The organism is Micromonospora polyrhachis (assembly GCF_014203835.1).
In the GTDB taxonomy this organism is placed as follows: Bacteria; Actinomycetota; Actinomycetes; order Mycobacteriales; family Micromonosporaceae; genus Micromonospora_H; species Micromonospora_H polyrhachis.
On sequence record NZ_JACHJW010000001.1, the window covers coordinates 6,037,867 to 6,059,041 of the forward strand.

Sequence of the window (21,175 nt, forward strand, 5' to 3'; positions counted from 1 at the left end):
TCATGCTGACACCGGATCCCTGACGTAAATCTCTTGATCAACCCGGTTCAGTGCGCGGTGTCTAGGCCGGTACGGGAGCTGTCGAGGTGGGTACGCAGCCGGCCGATTTCTTCGTCCAGCCGCTCACGTAGGTCGGTGAGGGCCTGGATCCGCTGGTCGAGCGTCTCCAATCGACTGAGGTAGACCTCCAGCGTGTCGACGGTGCAGGCGGCCGGCGGGACGCTGGATTCGCGCCCCAGGCAGCCCCGGAACCGGAGCAGGTCCTCCGAGCTGAGCCCCGCGCTCAACAGTCGGGCGATGTCGCGGACCACCGGCACGGTGCCGTCGTCGTAGTTCCGGTAGCCGTTGTGGTCCCGATCTGCGGTGATCAGGCCCTGCTCCTCGTAGTAGCGCACAGCCCGGGGGCTGACCCCGGCGGTACGGGCTAGTTCGCCGATTCGCACTCAACGTCCCTTCCGATCGCGTCGACCTCGTTTCCGCTCCAGCCTGAAGGCTATGGCGAACAACGACAGGGCCACGACGAGGCATCCTGTTGCAGCGGCCGGCACGGCCAATGGACCACCGACGGTGAGGGCGAGGCCGCCGAGCCCACCGGCTACCGAAAAGCCGAGGAACATGAAGCTGTTGTTGAGTGCGATCAGTTCGTTGGCGGCGGAACCGCCGTCCCCGTGTAACAGCCACGCCTGCGTCGCGGGTGAGATGCCCCAGGTGGCCAGCCCGTAGCCGGCGAAGGTGACCACCATGACAACGAACGGATACGGGCTGCCCGTACGCCCGAGCCCGAGTCCGAGCATGACCACCGGTGCCGCGAGCATCCCGGCCAGGAAGATCAACATGGCACGTCGCGGGCCGAACACGTCGACCGCTCGGCCGCCGAGCAGCGCACCACCGATCCCGGCCAGCCCGATGGCGGTAATCAGCAGCGCCAGGCTCGACCCGGATACGTTTCCCAGCCGGCCGGCGACCTCGGAGACGTACACGTACGACATCATGCCGCCGGCACCGCTGGGCACCATCGCGACCAGCGCCAACGCCGTACCCGGTCGGCGCAGGGGAACGAGTCGGGCGCGGAGCGACCCCGGCGGGACACCGGGCAGTTCGGGCAGGCTCGTGAGCAGGCCCAGGCCCGCGACCACTGCCACGGCCGCGACGAAGACCATCGTCGTCCGCCAGCCGAACGTGCCGCCCAGCCACGTGCCGATTGGTACGCCCGCGACCAGCGACGTGGTGAGCCCAGCGCTGACGATTGCCAGGTAACGGCCCTGGCGACCCGCCGGGGCGGCGGTGGCCGCCACGGCGAACGCGGCAGGGGAGGCGGTGGCGGCGGCCAGCGCCGCGACGATCCGCACGACGAGCAGCAGTCCGTACGTCGGGGCGAGGGCGGCACCGAGGTTGGCCACGACGAACACGGCGGCGGCCCCGACCAGCACGGCGCGGCGGGGCAGGCGCGCGGTGAGTAGTGCTGCGACCGGGGCGGCCAGCGCGTAGGTCAGAGCGAAGACGGTGACGAGTTGCCCGCTCGCCGCAACGGAGACCCGTAGGTCGGCGGCGATCTCGGGCAGGATCCCAGCGATGATCATGTCATCGGTGCCGAAGGAGAACGCCAGCAGGAACAGGGCAGCCAGCCACACCGGTGTCCGGCGGGTACGGCCAGTTGCACCTGCCGGGGCGTCGGCCCTGGGCTCGGTGGTAGGTGGTGCGGTCATGCCGGGACGCTAGAACCTTGCCGTTAGCGTCAACGTCAAGTCCGGGGTTCCACCGCAGCGGAAACGGCGAAGGTTGTCGTGGCTACCCGACAGCCTGTGGATCTGGCTCCCGGTGGACTCCGTCGGCTGACCGGTCGAGCAGTCCGGGCACTCGGTCAGCCTGCCGGAACGTGAGCCGAAGGAGCCGGGCGCGGACCGGCTCGGCATCGGGATGGCCGAGCGCGTCGAGGATGTCCAGGGCCTGTAGCCAGGCAAGCCGGGCGGCGTCCGGATCACCCGCTGCCTGGTGGCTGTCCCCGTCGTGGGTGAGCGTGTCGGCCTCGTAGTAGCGGTCACCGAGAGCCCGGAACAGGGTGATCGCCTGCTGGTAGCAGGCGGTGGCCTGGCGGTGGTCGCCGAGGTGGTGGTGGGCGTAGCCGAGGCTGTCCCAGGTGTTGGCCTCACCGGAGCGGTCGCCGACCTGCTGGAGCAGGACGAGTGCGCGCTGGCAGTGGTGCAACGCCTGCCGGTGGTCGTGCAACTGGGCGTACTGCCAACCGACCGAGTTGAGCGCCCGAGCCTGCATGGCAAGGTCACCGGTGGACTCGAACAGGGCCAGGGCGCGCTCCGCAGCGGCGAGCCCTTCCCGGTGTCGACCCTGCCGAGAGAACACCCACGCGAAACTACGATCGGTGTGTGCCTGACCGGCCGGATCGCCGACCCTGCCGTACAGCTCCGCCGCCGTTCGCAGGTGGAGGTGGGCCTCGGTAAACCGGCCCAGCTGAGCCCGCGCCCGGCCGAGTCCGTAGTGGATTCGAGCCTGCGCCCGTTGGTCGGCCAGCCGCCCGGCGGCGGCGAGCGCGGTTTCGTGGGTCACCTCCCAGTCGCGCCAGTGTCCCGTACGGTCGAAGTAGTCGGCCATGGCGCAGGCCAGCCGCCAGGCGTGACCGGACATCCCGTCACCCGTTGCCCGCGTGATGGCGTTGAGCAGCACCGAATGTTCGACGGAGAACCAGGCGATCGCTGCTTCGACGTCCGAAGGCACGACCGAGACGACACGGGGCCGAGCCGGTGCCGGGTCGATCAGCTCGTGGAACGGCTGGAGCAGCCGAGCACCCGCGCACGCGGTGTGCAGGTAACAGTCGAGCAGTCGGTGCACCGCCTCGCGGCGGTCCTGCTCACTGTCGTGCTCGTGGGTGAGTTCGGTGGCGTAGGCGCGTAACAGGTCGTGGAGGGTGTACCGGCCGGGGGAGTGCTCCATGAGCAGATGGCTGCTTGTCAGCTCGGCAAGCAGTGCCCGCGCCGGCCGGGGCGGGATGCCGGCGAGACTGGCCGCGGCCGGGACTGCGATGTCCGGTCCGGGATGCAGGCCGAGCAGCCGGAACAGCCGGGCGGCTGGCTCGCTCAACGCCCGGTACGACCAGGAGAAGACCGCCCGTACGTCGGTGTCGGGTTCCGAACTGTCGAAGGCGTCCAGCCCGTCGGCCGTGTCCCGTAGCTCGTCGGCGAGTACGGCCAGCGGGAAGCCGGGTCGGGTGGCGGCCCGTGCCGTGGCGACGGCGAGCGCGAGCGGCAGCCGGGCGCAACTGTCGATGATCTGTTTGACCGCCTTCGGTTCGCCGCTCACCCGGTCGGACCCGAGCCGGCCGGCCAGCAGGTTCGTGGCCTCCGTCGGGGACAGTAGATCGAGGGCGAGCGGGTGCGCGCCTTCCGTGACGATCAGCGGGGTGAGCTGGTTGCGGCTGGTCACCACCGCGAGGCAGCCGGCCGATCCGGGCAGCAGCGGGCGTACCTGCTCCGCGTCGCGGGCGTTGTCCAGCACGACAAGGAAGCGTCTGCCGGTCAACAGGCTGCGGTAGAGAGCTGCCTGGGCGGGCAGCCCGGCCGGGATGCGTTCCACGGGAACACCGAGTGCGTCCAGGAACCCTCGGATCGCCTCGGCCGGATCCATCACCAGCCCGCCGGCGTCGAACCCGCGCAGGTTCACGTAGAGCTGCCCGTCGGGGAAGTGGGCGGCGACCCGGTGCGCCCAGTGCACCGCCAGTGCGGTCTTGCCCACCCCGGGTGTCCCGGACACCGCCGAGATGACAGCCGCCGCTGGCCCGGCCCCGTCCGGCCCGTCAGGAAGCAGGGCGTCGAGTCGGGCCAGTTCCCCCGTACGGCCGGTGAAGCCGCGTACCGCCAGGGGCAGTTGTGCCGGGACCGACGCGCGGACCGGAACGGCGGCATTCACCTCGATGGCCGGTCGGGGTAGGTCCAACCCCGGTTCCTGTCGCAGGATGGCCGATTCCAGGTCACGCAGCGTCGGGCTCGGCTCGATCCCCAACTCCTCGTCGAGCGTGCGGCGCAACCGCCGGTACGTCGCCAACGCGTCGGACTGCCGGCCCGCCCGGTAGAGGGCGAGCATGAGCTGTTCGTGGATGCGCTCGTCAAGCTGGTGTTCCCGAACCAGGCTCTCCAACTCCGGTACGAGTTGCGCGTGCTCGCCGAGCGCCAGGCGCGCATCGGTGAGTGCCCGTACGGCCACCAGCCGGAGGCGCTCCAGACGTTCGGCCTCCTGGTGTAGCCGGTCGACGGCGGAGACGTCCACCAGTGACCGGCCCCGCCACAGCGCGAGGGCGGTACGCAGATGCGCGGCGGCCTGCGGGGGGTCGGCCGACTGCGTGCCGACGTCGAGCAGTTGCGTGCCGACCCGGATGAGGCGTTCGGCGACCTCGACGTCGGTGGCGTCGGGCGGGATGTCCAGCAGGTAGCCCGGCGGACGCGCCACAATCGCCGAGCGGGTGCCGATCACGCGGCGCAGATAGGACACGTGACTCTGGAGCGTGTTGGACGCGGTGGCGGGGGCCTCGTCGCCCCAGATCACGTCGATGAGCCGATCGGTGCTGACGATCTCGCCCGGGTGCAGGGCGAGTACGGCGAGCACAGCCTTGCGGCGCAGCCCGGACACCGTACGCGGCACGCCGTCCACGGTGATGTCGACCGGTCCGAGCAGTCTGACTTGCATTGATCCGCCCCCGCCTCAATTGCGAGTTCGGATCCAGGCTATCGGCGCGGCCAGGGCTCCCGGCCGGCTCAGTCGCACACCTGACCGTGTGCCGTTCCAGCGGCGCATCAGCCCCGTTTCAGCGTGCGCTGCCACATTGAGTTCACTGCGACGGCGACACCGGCGCAGAATCTCACCAACCTTTACCGCAAGGAAGGTCATCATGCGTTTCCGCAGTTCATTCGGATTTGCCGGCGTTCTCGTCGCCATGCTCGGCGTCCTGTTCGCTGGCACCGCCGCCTCGGCGGCTCCGGCCGCCACCGACACGAAGTCAGGCGGCGTCGGCGTCAACGCCGTCACCAGGTACTGGATCTTCGTGCACACCGCCGACATCGCCAACGCCGGGACCGACGCCACCGTACGGATGAAGGTCTACGGAACGGCCGCGGAGTCGCCCGGATATGTGAACCTCGACAACTCCGCGGACAACTTCGAGCGCAACAGCAACGACATGTTCGGCCCGTTCTCCTGGTTCGACATCGGACGCCCCGACTTCATCGGCGTCTACAAGGGGAGCAACGGCTCCGAGTGGTACCCGGAGTATGCGCAGGTCTACTCGGAGGGCACCGGTACGTGGTACCACTGCCCGATGAACGCGTACTACGGTGACGGGGAAGAGACCCGCTGGTTCGACTGCCCGTAGCACCGGCACGGGACGCATGGTCTCCACCTACCGTACGAGTCACCCCGGCTGCCGGGCCTCCTCTGGGGCCCGGCAGTCCGGCCGTCCTACGGGTTCGACCGGCATGGCGTCCTCTGTCGCTATTGCAGGTGCTGTGCAGCAACAACAAGATATGTGTCTTCAACTGCCGGTGGTCTGGCGGCACAGTCGGGCAGCGCCCGAACGGCTGGCCGCATCACTTGTATCGGTGCTGGTGGCCGCCGTCGTCGACTACTGGACGTCGAGGTGGAACGGGGTCTCCGGACACCGGAGACAGACGAAGACACGCAGCGCGCCGTATCGGCCGACGGCGACGCCGGTTGGCTCCTGGAGCAGGTGCCAGTCCGGGTGCGACGAGTCGATGCCCTGTTCCTCGACCGGACGCCACCGGTCCCGATTACCGCCGTCGTACTCGGACGAATCGATGACCAGCGCCAGGACGGTCGGCCCGGCGCACCGTGGGCACGGGGTAGGGAGCAGGTCGGTGACGCTCCAATTGGCATATCCGCCGACCTTCCAGCCGGGGGCCATGAAGGTGTCGACATAGTCGTAGTCTTCGTCTTCGTCCTCGTCTTCTTCCTCCCACGCGTCCACCTGGGCGCGGAGGCCGTCCGGCAGTCCCTCCGGGTACGGGTACTCGACGATCTGCTCGGGATGCAGCCGGCACGGACGGGGCAGGTAACTGTCGTTTCCGACGTCGCCACGCGGCGGCTCAGCGAGGAGTTCGGTCACGTCCACCTCCCGCCGCCAGTGGAGTCGCACACATGGGCCCCACCGGGTGTCTTCGTGGTCGAACGGACACCAGAGCACCTGGAGCAGGTCGGCCCCGCCGGGGCGGGGCAGGTCAGGAACATCCGCAGCCCGCAACTGGGCCAGGGCCACCATCGGATTGGGCCGGGGATGTGGGCGGGAAACGTACCGGTGACCGACGACGGGCCCGCCGTTCGTCGAGCCCCAGCCCGTGAAGCCCGGCCCCACCAGCCGGGCGATCTCGTCGTGCACCTCGGCTTCACCCTCGGCGAGCACGTGCCCGACGGTACGGCGGGCCTTCGCCGCGTCGAGCCGGGCCACCAGTTCGGTGGGGATCGGCACCGTCTCCCGTACGACGTACGGGGTGTCACAGGTGGGCCACGGCTCGTCCGTCGGCCACCGCAGTGGCCCACCGACATGGCTGTCCAGGGCGGTGACCGCCGCTGGTCGTGGGTGCAGCCGGGTGGTGGTCCGCCCGTGGGCGGCCAACCCGGGGAGACGGGCCAGAGCGTCAGCCGGGACCGGTGGGGTGATCACCGAGCGATGGTAGTTGCCTGCTGTGACGACAGTGCCGCGCCGGACCGGACCGGACCGGCTGAGCCGAGACGAGACGAGACGGGCGCCGGATCGCATCGGATCGGCTGAGCCGTACCGTCGCGACGGTCGTACCGTGACGGGGGTGACCATGCCTGCCGAGCAGCTACCCGCCGCCCTGGCACCGTTCGTGGCGACGCTGGCTGCGTACGACCTTGGGTCAGGCTCGGTCGGTGTTCATCGTGGGCTTCCCTCGTGCCGGGTGTCGATCACGATCCCCGAGGAGGACTCCCTCGAGATCGCCTGGGTCGGGCGCCCCGGCTCGCGCAGACGGCTCCGGGCGGTTGTTGCCGGACTCCATCTGAGCGCGGCTGAGCTGAGGCAAGAGGGGTGCACGCGCGGCGTGTGGTTGACGCTCAGCCCGCTCGGTGCCAGCGCGCTTCTGGGACTCCCCGCGTCGGCACTGGCCGGAGACATAGTCGATCTCGCCGATGTCGCCCCGGCGCTGGCGGACCTGCCGGAGGGCCTGACGGGCTGCCGGTCCTGGGCGCAACGTCGCGCCCTTGTCGAACGCTCTCTGCTCACCGCTCTGGCCCGGCACGGCGAACGCGCCAACCGATACGAGCTGCGGGCCGTGCTGACGGCCCTGTCCGGAACCACCCGGGTGCAGGAGGCCGCTCAGATGCTCGGGTGCTCCCGGCGGCACCTGAGCAGTACGGTTCGTACCGAGTTCGGGGTGACGCCGAAGGAGTACCAACGGCTCGTCCGCTTCGAGTCTGCCCGGGGCCGGCTGGTGGCCGCCGCCGGTGCCGGAAAAGTCGGTCTGGCAGTGGTGGCCGCAGCCTCGGGATTCGCCGATCAGGCGCACTTCACCCGGGAATGGCGGGCCATGACCGGGTACACGCCCATTGAATGGCTGCGCGCCGAAGGTCTGGCCGTGCGGAGCCCGTCAGCCCGCGACCGACTACCGGGAGAGAGGCGTCGGGCACCGGGCGAGAGGCGTACGTCGGGCCACCGGGCGAGAGGCGTACGTCGGATTGACGGCTGATGCGGGCGCGTCCGTTCCCAAATGTTCAATACCCCGTCGTCGCCCGGCCCCACGATGGATATATGACCCCGAGTATTCGTATTCTTCCTCGTCTGATCGTGCCCGATCCGGACCGTGCGTCGGCGTTCTACCAGGATGTTCTTGGTGCCGAGCAAGTGCTCCGTGCTCCACTGATCGACGACGGGAGACCCGCCGTTGTCGATCACCGCGTTGGTGGTTCGTCCTTCCGGGTCTCGCCGGCTGTCTCGGCGTGGGGGTGGCTCTCGCCAAGTGATCTCGGCGGCTCCGCAGTCCTCCTTGAGGTCGAGGTCGACGACCCGGACGTAGTCGGCGAACGCATGGTCGCCCACGGTGCCGAGGTGGTGGTGCCGATCGAGAATCGGCCCTACGGCAAGCGCTCGGGCCGCATCCGTGACCCATTCGGTCACCTGTGGATTGTCAGCGGAGAGCTTCGTTGAGCCAACTGAGGCGACAATCGCCGTGGCTCTGGCTGGTGTCTGGGGCCACGGCACGCCGCCTCATCCGGTCCGGTGTCGCACAACGAGACCCGAGCCGAAGATGGGTCGCCCCCACTCCGTAAGCTGACGATCTCCACTCCGGCTCTTGGAGAAACCCTTGCCCAGCACCATGTTTGAGCAGTTCACGGCCGACGACGGGCAGCTGGCAGCCGGTCTGCTCGTGCAGCCGGCTGTCAGCTACGCCCTGGTCCGCAACCGGGTGCCGCTGGTCCGCCACCTGTCGCTGACCAACCTCGGTCAGGAACCGCTCTCCGGGATGGTGCTGACCCTCGAACTGTCCCACCCCGGCGAGGTGCTGGCCGGGCCGTGGCGGCGTACCGTCACCGGGACGCTCCGGCCGGGCGCAACCATGGGCTGGGACTACTTCGCCGACCTCGCCCCCGATCCGGACCGGTTGCGGCTCACCGAGACGGCGTTCCCGCTCGACTACCGGCTCACGGTGCACCGCGCCGGCCACCCCGATCTGCGGTTGTCGGCCCCGTCCCTGGCGCTGGCCCACGACGAGTGGTTCAACCGGCCCGCCCTCTACGACTCGCTCGCCGCGTTCGTCCAGCCCGGCGGCCGAGTGGTGGCCGGAATCCTGGAGACCGCCGGGCAGATCCTGGCCCTGCGTACCGGCTCCGGTGCGCTCCAGGGCTACCAGGCCGGCCCCGAGCGGGCGGCGAACATCGCCGGCGCGATCTACGAGGCGTTGCGCCATCGCGGTATCGGCATCGAGGCAACAGCGGCCCCGTTCGAGGACAACCGGCACCGGGTACGCGACGCCGCCGCCGTCCTGACCGGAGGTACCGGCACCTGCCTCGACCTCTGCGTCACCTATGCCGCGTGCCTGGCGGCAGCGGGGCTGCACCCGCTGATCTGGATCACCGCTGGGCACGCCCTCGCCGGCTTCCTGCTCGACGAGGAGCGGCTCGGCTCGACAACCGTGACCGAGCCACGGCTACTGGTGTCCATGGTGGAGACCGGTCGGGCGGTACCGGTGGAGCTGTCCCGGCTCGGCATCGGCGCGTCGGCCGTCACCTTCCCCGACGCGGTGCAGGCTGGGCTCGCCCACTTCGAGCACCAGAACGGTCGGGACCTGCGGGGTGTGATTGACGTCCGCCTGGCCCACCGGTCGGGCCTCCGGCCGCTGCCGACGGTGGATGGGACGCTGTCGACGGACGCTCGCCGCACGACGGACGCGACGCCGCCGCAGACGCCCGCCGCCACGAGTGCCTTCGGTGGCGAGGCGATCGAACTGCCCCAGGGCGGTGCCCGGTCCAAGCTGCACCGTAGCGCCGCCGACCGCGACGACGCGCCACTCCAGTCGGATGCCTCCCCGGCCCGGATGCAACGGTGGAAGAAGTCCCTGCTCGACCTGAGCCTTCGCAACCCGCTGCTCAACCTGCCGACCCGGGGACGCGGGCTGGAACTACACGTCCCGGTCGGGGCACTCGCCCTACTGGACGATCTCATCCACGACGGCAAACAACTGGAGATCAGCCCACAGGACGCGGTCGGCCACCTGCCGGACCGGGGCGACGCCCGGCGGGCGCAGGACCTCGACCCGGAGATCCTCACCCGGGAACTGGGCACCGGCCGACGGGTCTACGGCTCGGTCGCCCAGGCCCGCTACACGGAGGCGATGCGGGAGCTGCAACGCGAGGCCCGCACCATGGAGCAGGAGACCGGCGGCAACTACCTCTATCTGACCATCGGCACCCTGGTCCACCCGAAGACCACCGGCGGGGAGGCGCTCGCCCCACTGTTCCTGCTGCCCGTACGCATCGAGGGTGGGACTGGTCGGCGACCGTACGGGATCGTCATCGACGGTACCGAGGTCGCCACCCCGAACCACTGCCTGGTCGAGTGGCTACGGGTCCGGCACGGGGTGCGGATCCCCGAACTGGAGGACCCGGCGCTGGACGAGCGGGGCATCGACATCCCCCGGACCCTGGCCGCCATCAAGACCCGACTCGCCGACAACCAGCTCGACTACCGGATCGACGAGGCGGCGTACCTGCGCCTGTTGCAGTTCTCCACCTTCCAGATGTGGCGGGACCTGACCGACCACTGGTCGGTGTTCCTGGACAACCCGGTGGTACGGCACCTGGTCGAGTCGTACGGGGACTCGTTCGCCGACCCGGCGTTGGCCGACGGCGAGCCGGAGGTGGACGAGGCGCGACTGCACCTGCCCATCCCGGCCGACGGTTCACAGCTGCGGGCGATCGTCATGGCCGAGCACGGCCAGTCGTTCATCCTCGAAGGTCCGCCGGGCAGCGGCAAGTCGCAGACCATCGCCAACATGATCGCCGCAACGGTGGCGGCGGGCCGTTCGGTGCTCTTCGTCGCCGAGAAACAGGCGGCGCTGGAGGTGGCCAAGCGTCGCCTCGACCAGATCGGTCTCGGCCCGTTCGCCCTCGACCTGCACGGCCGCAAACAGTCGGTCAACGCAATCCGGCAGCAACTCCAGGACGCACTTGACCAGCGGGAGACCAGCGACGAGAACGTCTGGGCCAGCGTCGAGAACGCCTATCGCAATCGGCTCGTGCCGCTGACCCGCTACCCGGAACAGGTGCACGCCGAGAATGCCACCGGCCGGTCGCTCTGGTCGGCCTACGAGCAACTCCTCGCGTACGGCGACGGACCGACCGCCCCCGTACCGGTGTCCTACCTGGCCGCCCCGCAGGCGGTTCGGTCCCAGGTGGAGCAGGCCCTGCGGGAGCTTCCCACCGCCGCCCACGCCGCGCGGCTCCGGCCGGAGCATCCCTGGTCGCTGAGCGGCTGCCGGGAGCTGACCGGCCTGCACGTCGAGGCGGTCACCCAGATCGCCGCCGACCTGGAGGAGAGCCGGGCCGCGCTCGCGGCCCAGCCCCACCTGATGCGACTGCTGCGGGAACTGCCCAGCCCGGAGTTCATCCGTGACCTTGCCCCCGCCGCCTGGCTCGCCGTACGCGGGATGCTGCCCAACTGGGACACCACCCAGCAGGCGAGCAGCCCGGGCTGGGGTGAGGCGGTCAGCCGGTTGCAGACCGAGCTGACCCAGTTCCAGCACAGCTACGAAGATGAGCTGACCACCTTCCGGCCGGACCTGCTCAATGTCGACGAACTGGAAGGGTGGCACGCCGAGGCGCAGGCTGCCGCACGACGATTCTTTGGCGGTGGGAGGCGTCGTCGGGCCCTCGCCGAACGGCTCGCCATCTATCTCCAGCCGCTGATGGTGATCGACCCTGAGCAGATCGAGCTGATCCTGGCCCGGCTGGTCGCCGCCCAGGCACACGCCCATGCGCTGCTCCAGCAGGTGGCCGTGGTCGGTGGCCTGTGGCTGCCGGCCGACTGGCACCCCGCCGACCCGGCCGCCGAGGTGCAGCTCTACGAGGCGGTGCAGGCGACCCAGATGAGCCGGACCCTGCTGACCAACCACCCGGCCGCCTGGGAGCTGTTCCAGAACAGCCTCGGCGAGCCGGGCGCGATCCTGCTGGACCAGGTGGCCGCCCGGTGGCGGGCCTGGCAGGGCATCCTGCGGTGTGAGGCGGCCGAGCTGGTTCTCTGGACCGGCGGGTCGCACTGGCTCGACGCGTGGCACCGCGACGGCGCGACCTGGCTACGCGACCTGCGTACCGAGGCGCTGTTCCCGCTGCACCGTTGGGCCGACCTACTCGCCCGTGGCGATGTGCTGGCCGCTGCCGGGCTCGGCGACTACCGGGCCCAGTTGCTGACCGGGCAGGTCGACCCGGAGCATATCGAGGAGGCCTACCAGCGGGGGGTGGCCACCGCCTCGCTGCCGGAGCGGCTGCGGGTCGGCGGACTGCACGACTTCGACCCGGACCTGCACGACGAGCAGATCGCCCGGTACGAGTCGGCCGCCCACGAGCTGCGTACGGCATTGCCGCAGCGACTCTCCTCGGTGCTGGTCCGCCGTCGCCCCTTCGACCCGACCGATCGGCGGGGCCGGTTCGGCGAGTTCGAGTCGGAGCTGCGCCGTAAGCGGGGTGGCAAGACGTTCCGCGAGTTGTTCGAGACGTACCCGGATCTGGTGCTGGCGCTCACTCCCTGCGTCCTGGTGAGCCCGGCCTCGGCCGCCACCTTCCTCGCCCCCGGTGCGCACCGCTTCGACCTGGTCATCTTCGACGAAGCGTCGCAGATCCGGGTGGCCGAGGCGGTCGGTGCGATGGGCCGGGGCCGGGCGGTCGTCATCGTCGGTGACTCCCGGCAGATGCCGCCGACGACCGTCATGCAGGCGGCGCACGGCAGCGAGGAGCCGATCGAGGAGAACGGGCCGATCCCCGAGGATCTGGAGAGCATCCTCAACGAGGCGGTCGAGTCCGGGTTGCCGCAGCGCTGGCTCTCCTGGCACTACCGCAGTCACGACGAGTCGCTGATCGCCTTCTCCAACCGGTACTACTACGACAGCCAGCTCTCCAGCCTGCCGTCGCCGGGTGTCGACGGGTCGGCCGGGATCCACTGGCGGCGTGTCGACGGCCGGTTCGACCGGGGGGCCAGCCGGACCAACGAGGTGGAGGCGCAGGCGATTGTCGCCGAGATCGGTCGACGGCTGCGCGACCCGGCCACCGCCGGCCAGTCGATCGGCGTGGTGACCTGCAACATCCAGCAGCGCAACCTGATCCTCAACCTGCTGGAGGAGAGCAACGACCCACTGGTACGCCGGAACCTGGCGGACGCCGCCGAGCCCGTCTTCGTCAAGAACCTGGAGAACGTACAGGGCGACGAGCGGGACGTGGTGCTCTTCTCGCTCGCCTTCTCGCCCGACCCGGATACCGGCCTGCTGCCGCTCAACTTCGGCCCGCTCAGCCAGGCCGGTGGCGAGCGACGTTTGAACGTCGCCATCACCCGCGCCCGGCGGCAGGTGGTGCTCTTCGCCTCGTTCGACCCCAGCCACATCGACCTGGCCCGGACCTCGGCGGTCGGCACCCAGCACCTGCGGGCGTACTGCGAACTGGCCGTCGCCGGCGCCGAACGGCTCGGTGACCTGAGCACCGCCCGGACGGACCGGTCCAGCCGGGTACGCGACGAGGTCGCCGAGGCGATCCGGACCCGGGGGTACGAGGTCACGACCGGGCACGGGCTCTCCGACTTCACCGTGGACATCGCCGTACGGACGCCCGGGGCCGCACGCTGGCAGGTGGCCGTCATGCTCGACGGTCCGGAGTGGAGTCGGCGGCGCACGGTCGCCGACCGTGACTCGGCACCGACCCTGCTACAGAGCATCATGGGCTGGCCGCAGGTGGTCCGGTTCTGGCTGCCGGCCTGGATCAACGACCGTAACGCGATGTTGGACCGGATCGAGACGGCCATCGCCGCCGCAGTCTCCGCCGGGTCGGCTGGTGCTGTCACCGCAGTCTCCGCCGGGTCGGCGACCGGTCCGTTGGTCGAGCCGATGATCGAGCCCGGTGGCGAACCGGTCGGCCGGGCCGCTCCGGCGACGCCTCCCACCGTTGTGGCGACCTCTCCCGCTGATGCGGAAACGTCATCCGCGAGGGTGACCGGCACCTGGACCCGGGCATTCGTGCCGTACCTGCCGACCGTGCTCGGCGGGCCGGCGGACGTCGCCTCCGTCGTCACCGACCAGGGCGTCCAGGCGACGGTCCGCAAGGCGTTGTGGGAGGTCCTTGCCGCCGAGGGGCCGATCGAGCAGCACCGGCTGGTCCGGTTGACCTTCGCCCGATTCGAGTACACGCGGGTTCGGGCCGACCGGCGGGCCGCGGTGCTCGCCCTGATCGACCCCGAGCTGATTCGCGAACACCCCGAGATCGGGACCTTCGTCTGGCCGACCGGCGTCAACCCGTTGACCTGGCCTGGTATCCGGGTCACTCAGGCCAGCGCCGACCGGTCGATCGGCGAGGTGCCACCGGAGGAGATGGCCAACGCGCTGGTCCACGTCGTGGGGGCGGCGCCGGTCGAGGAGGTCCAGCTCCTCCGGTCGGCACTCGAACTGCTCGGCTATCGTCGCCGGACGGAGAAGAGCGACAAACTCCTCCGGTACGCGTTGCGGATCGCCGAGATGAGCGGCCGAATCCACCGTACGGCTGACGGCCGCTACGCGGCGGCGAGCTGACCACCGCCTTCACCTACCCAACGCGAGCGACGGTGGCGGCATCGTCAACCGGGACGCGGTGATCATCCTGCGCAACCTGACGGTGCACCGGCACAGGTGGTGCGTCGCCCGGCGATGTCAGAGGTGGCCGGCAGGATGGCGGCGTCGGTCTCAAGCAGGAGGAGAAACGGTGCCGGTCCGGAACCAGCAGGTGGCAGCGTACGCATTTCTGCAGGAGATGTACGAGGACGCGTTCTTTCCCGATCATCTGGTCGACAAGGGCAAGGCGATCCTGCTGCGGCTCTGTGAACGGATCGAGGCCCAGCAGCCGACGGACCTGACCGCGCTCTACGCGCTCACCGAGGCGGCGACGGAGCAGTTCAACGCCCTGGAGGCGGATTTCGACGCGGCCGGTAGTGAGATCGAGACCGTGGCTCGGGAAGACATCGGTGAGGGTTTTCACGTCGTGGCAACGGCGTACGGCTTCACCGAGGCCGACCCGGAGAAACTGATCGGCGTACGGAACTGGTGACGAGACTGGGACAGCCGCTACCCGCGACTTCTACGTGGCAGCACGCGGCAACCCGGTCACCAGCCGATTAGTCGAATCCGCGGCGCCCGGGTACACCGTCGTTGGTGCGGGACTCGACCAGTAGTCATGCGTCGACGAGCCGTCTCCGGGGGCGCACACGGTCGACGGGTTCCGCCCGGTGTGCTCGACGACGTGGGCACTGGTCAGCCGGTAGACGTGGGCGCTGGTCAGCCGGTATCCGAGTCGCAGATCAGCCGCAGGATCGTCACCGGCTGGCCGAACCGGGTGGCCCGGCCGGATCAGCGGCCTGGCTGGCCTGCCCGGTGCCGTGCGTGTCGATCGTCTCTCCGGACGAGCCTGTCGCCGTGATTCTCACAAAGACTATAGTTATAACGTCAGACGGCAGTAAAAACCCGGAAGAGGCAAGCCATGTCACAGTCAGATGCCGACCGCCGCGCCGCCGCTGCGGTGGTGGCCCACCACACCCAGCTGTCCACCGATCTGGCCGGCCATGTGGCGGCGCTGCGCGACGTCGTAACGGGCCGGGAGGCAGGCTCCGTCTGGCAGCGGCAGGCTCTGCTGAGCTGGCTGCGCGAGGAGTTGGTGCCGCACGCCACCGCCGAAGAGGCCGGCCTCTACCCCGCAGCCGCCGCGCAACCCGGCGGACGACTGCTGGTCGACGGGATGCTCGTCGAGCACCAGGCCATTACCGCCCTGGTAGCTGAGATCGAGGCGGCGGGGACCCCGGTGGATGCCACCGCGGCGGCGCGAGCCCTTGCCGCCCTGTTCGAGGTGCACCTGGCGAAGGAGAACAACCTGATCCTGCCACTGCTGCTTGACGCGCCCCAGGTGTCGCTGGCCGACCTGCTGGAGGGCATGCACGAGATGCTCGGGGCCGACGAGACCGACGGTGGCGGGTGTGGTTGCGGCGGGTGCGGCTGCTCGCAGGGTTCGGCTGACGCACCGGTGCTGGCCGTTGACGCGCGCTTGGACGTGCGGAGCCTGCCGCACGCCGAGCGGCACGCCCAGGTGCTGGCCGCAATCGATGCGCTGCCCACCGACGGAGCGCTGGTGTTGGTCGCCCCGCACGCCCCGCGTCCGCTGCTGGCCGAGATCGACGCTCGCTACCCTGGGCAGATCGACACGCAGTGGCTGCAGGAAGGCCCCGACGTGTGGCAGATCCGGCTGCACCGCCAGCCGGCCACCGTCTGACCGGTAACACCCTTTGGAACACCGCACCCACCTCACCGGATAGACGGCCGGCGGGCGTGTCAAACGCCGGCCCCTGTTCGGGAATCGACCCTGCGGAAACCAACGACTATCTGGGATCGTCCGTCGCGATCCACGACCTCGACGGGACGGGACCGCCGGAGATGTTCGTGGAGTCGCGATACGAGCTTCCGGTGAGTCTTCAGCGCCCGGCTGACTTCTCGACTCCGGGAGCACGGGTGATCCGTCTCCAGAACGGCCCGCTGAGCGCCTGGACGATGGCCGAGCGCGGCCGGTGCACCTTCGACCCCGATCCGGACCTGGGTGCGCCTCGGATCATTTCTGTGTCCAGGCGGTAGCCACGATCACCAGGCTCTGACTGGAATCGACGGACACGATGGTGAAACGCACGAGACCATTGCTGGCCGTGGTCATGCAGTAGGTGGAGCCAGGCTCGATCGACTGGGCCAACATCCGTCTCGGGGCACCCTGTTGCAGGTTGGCGGCGTCCGCGCACTCTGCGGCCGGCGGCTTACCGTCGACCCGCGCGAAGCTGCGGTCGTACTCCGGCACGATCAACCAGTACTCGTTCGCCCCGTAGCAGTTGCTGTAGACGAGGTCGTATGAGCCGGTACTCACCGCCGCCAACTTCCCGGTCTGCACGGTTGGGCGTGACGAAGCGAACGTCACCGTGTTGTCGAGACAGGTGCCGTCCGGCTGAGGCAGAGTTAGCTGTACGTCTTCGTATCGCACGACGTACCCGTCTTGCGCCTGAGGCGGTGCCTGTCTGCTGGCCTCGGTCAACGTACTGCTGGAACGGGATCCGGCGGTGGCGGGAGGTGGTGTGGTACCGCCACCGCCACCCCCGGCTGCGAGGAGGGTGCCGACGACCCCGATCAGCGCACCAAGAATGGTGACCAGTCCGGACGTGAGCCAGAACTGGCGGTGCGAAAACGACTGCCCAGCACCCGGTGCCGCCTGTCCACGCTCATCTGTCATGGTCGCCCCAGTCCCGACGGCTGTACGGCGTTCCATGATAGTGACGGCCGTCGCTCACCAGTGCTCAACGCATCGGCGTGGTGTGCTCCTTTCGCTAGCCTCTGACCATTCGATCTTCCGCCTTCGGAGAGAAGCGTGCCTCGATCGTCCGTCAACTCGCCGAACAGCTCGCTACCTTTGCTGAGCGGCTACTCCGTATGCGGCAGCCGCGGCCAGATCTCGACTCCACGTAACCTTCGAGGCCTGGCGGTGGCTATCTGCTGTCCACGGACAGAACCACACCTGCCACAGCGGGCCGAAACGGATCTTGTGTAGGAGTGTCAGCCTGCTCCGCCCGGCAGGAGGTTGTGGTCCATATGGCGGTGACGTCCCTGTTGATGAGGCGGAGTCACTATTGGCGGCTGACCAGACGAGTAGTTGATTGGCCGCAATATCCAGACGTCTTCTTCTATCGTCGGGAAACCGTCGTCAATGCGTCCATCGTGGACGATTGTGTCGCTGGCGCGAATCCGTGAGGAGAGGCAGCATGCTCCGTCGTATCCTGGTGACAGTGGCACTCGCCGTCGTCGTCACCATCGTTACTCCCAGCTCGCCGGCTCTGGCTCTCTATCCTTGCCCGGCCAACTACATGTGTATCCACAATTGGTACACCGACTCGACCCGTACGCACTGGAACGGCAGCCACAGCGTCAACTGTGAGGGAAGCGTGGCGCGGTTGGGTGTGCAGTCCGGCTACCTGGTCTTCAGCAAGCAGTCGTGCGAGAACCTGCCGGTCTGACGTACGACAGGGTGGCCCGGAAGCTTCGGGTCGACTGATTCCTGCCTGCTGGCTGCGTACGTGGTACTCGCACAGGTCCCGGAGGACTGGCTTGTGTCGACCACGGCGGCTTCGCCGAACCTGCCGTGGTGGGCGATCGCCACCGTATCGTGTGCTTTATTCACGCTAGGCCGACTTGTCCCGGTAAGCGGTCCTACTGTGACCACCAGCGGCGACGATCCGTAGCCCTCCGCGCCCGGTCGGCGTGGCCAAGCCTCATGAAGGCAGGAGAACTTGATGTTCAGGTTCCAAGGAAGTGGAGAGGGTTCCGACGGGCCTACAGCACAGCGAACAAGACGACGATCCCGACGCTCCCTATCCGGCGGATTCGTGGCCATAGGCCTGGTTACCGGGGCGGCCGGGCTCGGGATCGTCTCGATGGCGGGTGGCAGTGGTGCCCTGAACAACGTGAACCTGGGGCCGCTGGCCGCGATCACCGCCAGCGATGGCGTTGAACACGGGGAACACGGGGACAAGGAGCAGGTCCGAACGGATCCGCCCCGACGAGACGCGTCGAAGCCAGCGGACCCGAGCCTCCCGAACGCCGTGACCTCGGTGGCGACACCCGTCCCCTGTGACCCGTACGGGCTGGTCGCCGCGCTGGTGCGCGCCAACGCCGAAGGTGGCGGCGACCTGAACCTGGCCGCCGGCTGTACGTACACGCTCGCCACCCCCGACCAGGGCGATGCGCAGTCCGGTCTGCCGATCATCCAGCACCCCATCACCATCATCGGCGCGGGGGCGACCATCGCCCGGGACAACGACGCCGCGCCGTTCCGGTTCTTCACCGTCCGGGGCGGCGGTGAGCTGAAGCTGGTCGACCTCAACCTCACCAACGGTCGGGCCGCGAGCGGCGGCAGTATCCAGGTCGACCACGACGGCACCGCCACCGTCGAGCGGGTCACCATCACCGAGAGCACCGCGCTCGCCCCCGACGGGGGTGGTGGCGCGATCTTCAACGACGGTCACCTCACCGTGGTCGACAGCACGTTCCACGCCAACCGGGCGGCCGGTGCGACGGGTAAGGGAGGGGCCCTCCTCAACGGTGGTGTCCTGACCGTGGCCGGCTCCGAGTTCACCAACAACACCGCCGGAGGATCTGGCGGCGGATTCGCCAACTTCCAGGGCGCGGCCGACGTCGCCACGAGCACCTTCATCAACAACAACGCGACCGAGGGCGGCGGGATTGCCAGCGTCAACGCCCGGAGCAAGGTCTGGGACACCGCCCTCACCGGCAACACCGCCAAGGTCGGTGGCGGCATCGTCAACCGGGAGGCGGTGATCACCCTGCGCAAGATGACGATCCGTCAGAACATCTCGACCGCGAATGGTGGTGGTATCGCCACCATCCAGGGCCTGGTCGCGGCTGACGACAGCTTCGTCGAGGAGAACACCGGGCGCGGGAACGGTGCCGGCATCTTCGCGGAGACGTCGACCCTGCTCGTACGGCGGACCGAGGTTAACCGCAACAGCGGGGTCGGGCCGCAATCGAAGGGCGCTGGCATCCACGCGGAGAAGGGCCAGATCACGATGTTCAAGAGCAGGGTGGCTGAGAACGGTGCCACCCAGAAGCCGGGTGGCTTCTTCGTCAAGGATGCCCAGTCCAAGATCGATAACGTGACGGTCATTGCCAAGAACGGACCCGTCAACTGCGGAAAGGCAGTCGAGAACTGCTTCGGCTGACGACCGAGTTTCCCAGGACGTACGGTCGGGGAACCGGCCGGGGCGCGTGAGCGAATCGTGGGCTCACGCGCCCCGGCCGCGCGTGGCCGACCTGCGTGACCGAGTTCCACCCCGGCGAAGCCACTCGTGATGTTAGATGTGTGGATGAATAGAGTCAGGGCCGCATTCGCCGCGATGGTTCTCGGAATCCTGCTCCCTGCACCACCAGCCTCGGCAGCCGAGCCGGCGGCCCTGTCGCTTGCCTGGAGCCCATGCGCTGCTGCCGGCAGCAGCCTGGAGTGCGCCACCATCCAGGTGCCGCTGGACCATGCCGACCCGACCGGGCCCAGTATCGACCTCGCCATCTCACGTCTGCCGGCAGCCGACCCGTCGCGTCGTCGCGGGGTGCTGCTGGTCAACCCGGGCGGGCCAGGAGGGAGCGGACTCGGCCTGCCGGAATACATCGCCCAACTGTTCGCTGGCCATCCACGGGTTGCCCAGGAGTTCGACCTCATTGGTTTCGATCCGCGCTTTGTCGGCCGCTCGTCGCCGGCGACCTGCGGCCTGACCGGTGCGGACATCGCGATCCTGCGCTGGCCCGGAGCGGGTGGCTTCCCCGGCGAGGTGGCCCAGGCGAGGTCGATCGCGCAACGGTGCGCCGCGCACGCCGGCTGGGCCATCCCGTACGCGACGACGGCCGACGCGGCGCGGGACATGGATCTGATCCGGGCGGCGCTCGGTGAGCGCAAGATGTCGTACCTCGGTTACTCCTACGGCACGAGCCTCGCACGGGCGTACGTCGCGCTCTTCCCGGACCGGGTCGATCGGTTCGTGTTGGACAGCAACACCAATCCGTTGGAGTCCGGCCGGGAAACCTTCCGAGGATTCGGCCCGGCCTTCGAAAGGATGCTTGGGCTCTTCGCCTCGGCAGCGGCCCGCGACGATGCCCGGTACGGCCTGGGCAGCGATGCCCGAACGGTGCGCCGGGTGGTGGACGGGCTCGTCGCGCGAGCGGAGAAGGAGCCGCTACCGGTCGGGGAGGAGACCTTCACCGCAGCCGAACTCCGGACCCTGATCTTCCGGATGCTCTACGCCGAGAACCGGTTCGACTACCTCGGCCGTTTCCTCTCCGTACTTCGTGCCGGTCAACCGCTCCCGGCCGACCTCGCGTTCCTGGTGAACGCCGGCAGTTGGGAAGCCCCACCGCCGGCTCCCGCGGACAATGCCGTGGCGGGATACTTCCTCGTAACCTGTGCGGACAGCAAGTGGCCGACCAAGGTTGGGCGGTACCGCGCCGAACAGGTGATCGACAGTCGCGCCTACCCGTTCTTCGGGCCCGCCGCCGCCAACATCTCGCCCTGTGCGTTCTGGCCGGAGATCGACCGTCCCGGCATGCCGAGCGTTGCCGGTAGCCGGATACCGAGTGTTGCTGGCAGTCGGGTGCCGGTGCTTCTGATCAACTCGCTGGGTGATCCCGCCACCCCTTACGCGGGCGCGTTGGCCACCCGACGGATGATGCCCAACGCCCGCCTGGTCACCGTCTCGGCGAGCCACCACGCCGTACTCGGGGAATACCCGAACGCCTGCGTGGAGGAAGCCGCGGTCGGCTACCTGCTCTCCGGCAGGTTGCCGATGCGCGATCTGGCCTGCCCGGCCTGAACGCCCCCCCCGCCCGGCTTC

14 protein-coding genes are annotated in these 21,175 nt (G+C 69.2%); 9 read left to right on the forward strand and 5 right to left on the reverse strand.

Annotated elements, in window-relative coordinates; translation table 11 throughout:
• Positions 1–47: 47 nt before the first annotated feature.
• The 3 genes from FHR38_RS26825 to FHR38_RS26835 form a co-directional block, all read right to left on the reverse strand.
• Positions 48–443, reverse strand: coding sequence for a MerR family DNA-binding transcriptional regulator (locus FHR38_RS26825; RefSeq protein ID WP_184537419.1), 396 nt, complete (start codon positions 441–443; stop codon positions 48–50).
• On the reverse strand, positions 444–1,706 hold the full coding sequence (locus tag FHR38_RS26830) for an MFS transporter (protein WP_184537421.1): 1,263 nt from the start codon (positions 1,704–1,706) through the stop codon (positions 444–446).
• A gap of 82 nt (positions 1,707–1,788) precedes the next feature.
• Positions 1,789–4,692 carry an AfsR/SARP family transcriptional regulator gene (locus tag FHR38_RS26835; RefSeq protein ID WP_184537423.1) on the reverse strand — a complete coding sequence of 968 codons (2,904 nt, stop codon included), beginning with the start codon at positions 4,690–4,692 and terminating at the stop codon, positions 1,789–1,791.
• Positions 4,693–4,894: 202 nt separating this feature from the next.
• Between FHR38_RS26835 and FHR38_RS26840 the strand changes: the two genes are divergently transcribed.
• Entirely contained in the window at positions 4,895–5,374 is a 480-nt protein-coding gene (locus FHR38_RS26840; RefSeq protein ID WP_184537425.1) for a PLAT/LH2 domain-containing protein, read from the forward strand.
• Between the two features lie 249 nt (positions 5,375–5,623).
• Here FHR38_RS26840 and FHR38_RS26845 read toward each other — a convergent pair whose 3' ends face one another.
• Positions 5,624–6,679 carry a hypothetical protein gene (locus tag FHR38_RS26845; protein ID WP_184537427.1) on the reverse strand — a complete coding sequence of 352 codons (1,056 nt, stop codon included), beginning with the start codon at positions 6,677–6,679 and terminating at the stop codon, positions 5,624–5,626.
• 148 nt (positions 6,680–6,827) lie between these two features.
• Here FHR38_RS26845 and FHR38_RS26850 point away from each other — a divergent pair, with 148 nt between their 5' ends.
• The 5 genes from FHR38_RS26850 to FHR38_RS26870 all read left to right on the forward strand — a co-directional run bounded on the left by FHR38_RS26850 (position 6,828) and on the right by FHR38_RS26870 (position 16,020).
• The gene (locus tag FHR38_RS26850; protein WP_184540266.1) at positions 6,828–7,724 is read left to right on the forward strand and encodes a helix-turn-helix domain-containing protein; all 897 of its coding nucleotides are present in this window, start codon (positions 6,828–6,830) and stop codon (positions 7,722–7,724) included.
• Between the two features lie 62 nt (positions 7,725–7,786).
• Positions 7,787–8,182: a VOC family protein gene (locus FHR38_RS26855; protein WP_184537429.1), complete on the forward strand. Its 396-nt coding sequence runs from the start codon at positions 7,787–7,789 to the stop codon at positions 8,180–8,182.
• A gap of 157 nt (positions 8,183–8,339) precedes the next feature.
• Positions 8,340–14,297: an anti-phage protein ProA gene (gene proA, locus FHR38_RS26860; protein WP_184537431.1), complete on the forward strand. Its 5,958-nt coding sequence runs from the start codon at positions 8,340–8,342 to the stop codon at positions 14,295–14,297.
• Positions 14,298–14,466: 169 nt separating this feature from the next.
• Entirely contained in the window at positions 14,467–14,808 is a 342-nt protein-coding gene (locus FHR38_RS26865; protein ID WP_184537433.1) for a DUF5713 family protein, read from the forward strand.
• Between the two features lie 429 nt (positions 14,809–15,237).
• Positions 15,238–16,020, forward strand: coding sequence for a DUF2249 domain-containing protein (locus tag FHR38_RS26870; RefSeq protein ID WP_184537435.1), 783 nt, complete (start codon positions 15,238–15,240; stop codon positions 16,018–16,020).
• A 333-nt stretch (positions 16,021–16,353) separates the two neighbouring features.
• On the opposite strand, the gene FHR38_RS26875 is transcribed toward FHR38_RS26870, so the two are convergent.
• Positions 16,354–17,016 (reverse strand): hypothetical protein, encoded by a 663-nt coding sequence (locus tag FHR38_RS26875; protein ID WP_184537437.1) that lies wholly within the window; start codon positions 17,014–17,016, stop codon positions 16,354–16,356.
• Positions 17,017–17,542: 526 nt separating this feature from the next.
• On the opposite strand from FHR38_RS26875, the gene FHR38_RS26880 reads away from it, so the two are divergent.
• The 3 genes from FHR38_RS26880 (at position 17,543) to FHR38_RS26890 (ending at position 21,154) form a co-directional block, all read left to right on the forward strand.
• Positions 17,543–17,794 (forward strand): hypothetical protein, encoded by a 252-nt coding sequence (locus tag FHR38_RS26880; RefSeq protein WP_184537439.1) that lies wholly within the window; start codon positions 17,543–17,545, stop codon positions 17,792–17,794.
• 369 nt (positions 17,795–18,163) lie between these two features.
• A complete protein-coding gene (locus FHR38_RS26885; RefSeq protein ID WP_312882425.1) occupies positions 18,164–19,516 on the forward strand; it encodes a hypothetical protein in 1,353 nt (450 codons plus the stop codon).
• Between the two features lie 144 nt (positions 19,517–19,660).
• Positions 19,661–21,154, forward strand: a complete 1,494-nt coding sequence (locus FHR38_RS26890) for an alpha/beta hydrolase (protein WP_184537443.1) — start codon at positions 19,661–19,663, stop codon at positions 21,152–21,154.
• Positions 21,155–21,175 lie beyond the last annotated feature (21 nt).

Excerpts from the sequence above, each read along its gene's own strand:
- FHR38_RS26830 (WP_184537421.1), bottom strand. The coding sequence starts at position 1,706 with ATGACCGCACCACCTACCACCGAGCCCAGGGCCGACGCCCCGGCAGGT.
- FHR38_RS26855 (WP_184537429.1), top strand. The coding sequence starts at position 7,787 with ATGACCCCGAGTATTCGTATTCTTCCTCGTCTGATCGTGCCCGATCCG.
- FHR38_RS26850 (WP_184540266.1), top strand. The coding sequence starts at position 6,828 with ATGCCTGCCGAGCAGCTACCCGCCGCCCTGGCACCGTTCGTGGCGACG.
- FHR38_RS26880 (WP_184537439.1), top strand. The coding sequence starts at position 17,543 with ATGCTCCGTCGTATCCTGGTGACAGTGGCACTCGCCGTCGTCGTCACC.
- FHR38_RS26875 (WP_184537437.1), bottom strand. The coding sequence starts at position 17,016 with ATGACAGATGAGCGTGGACAGGCGGCACCGGGTGCTGGGCAGTCGTTT.
- FHR38_RS26870 (WP_184537435.1), top strand. The coding sequence starts at position 15,238 with ATGTCACAGTCAGATGCCGACCGCCGCGCCGCCGCTGCGGTGGTGGCC.
- FHR38_RS26890 (WP_184537443.1), top strand. The coding sequence starts at position 19,661 with ATGAATAGAGTCAGGGCCGCATTCGCCGCGATGGTTCTCGGAATCCTG.
- FHR38_RS26835 (WP_184537423.1), bottom strand. The coding sequence starts at position 4,692 with ATGCAAGTCAGACTGCTCGGACCGGTCGACATCACCGTGGACGGCGTG.
- FHR38_RS26840 (WP_184537425.1), top strand. The coding sequence starts at position 4,895 with ATGCGTTTCCGCAGTTCATTCGGATTTGCCGGCGTTCTCGTCGCCATG.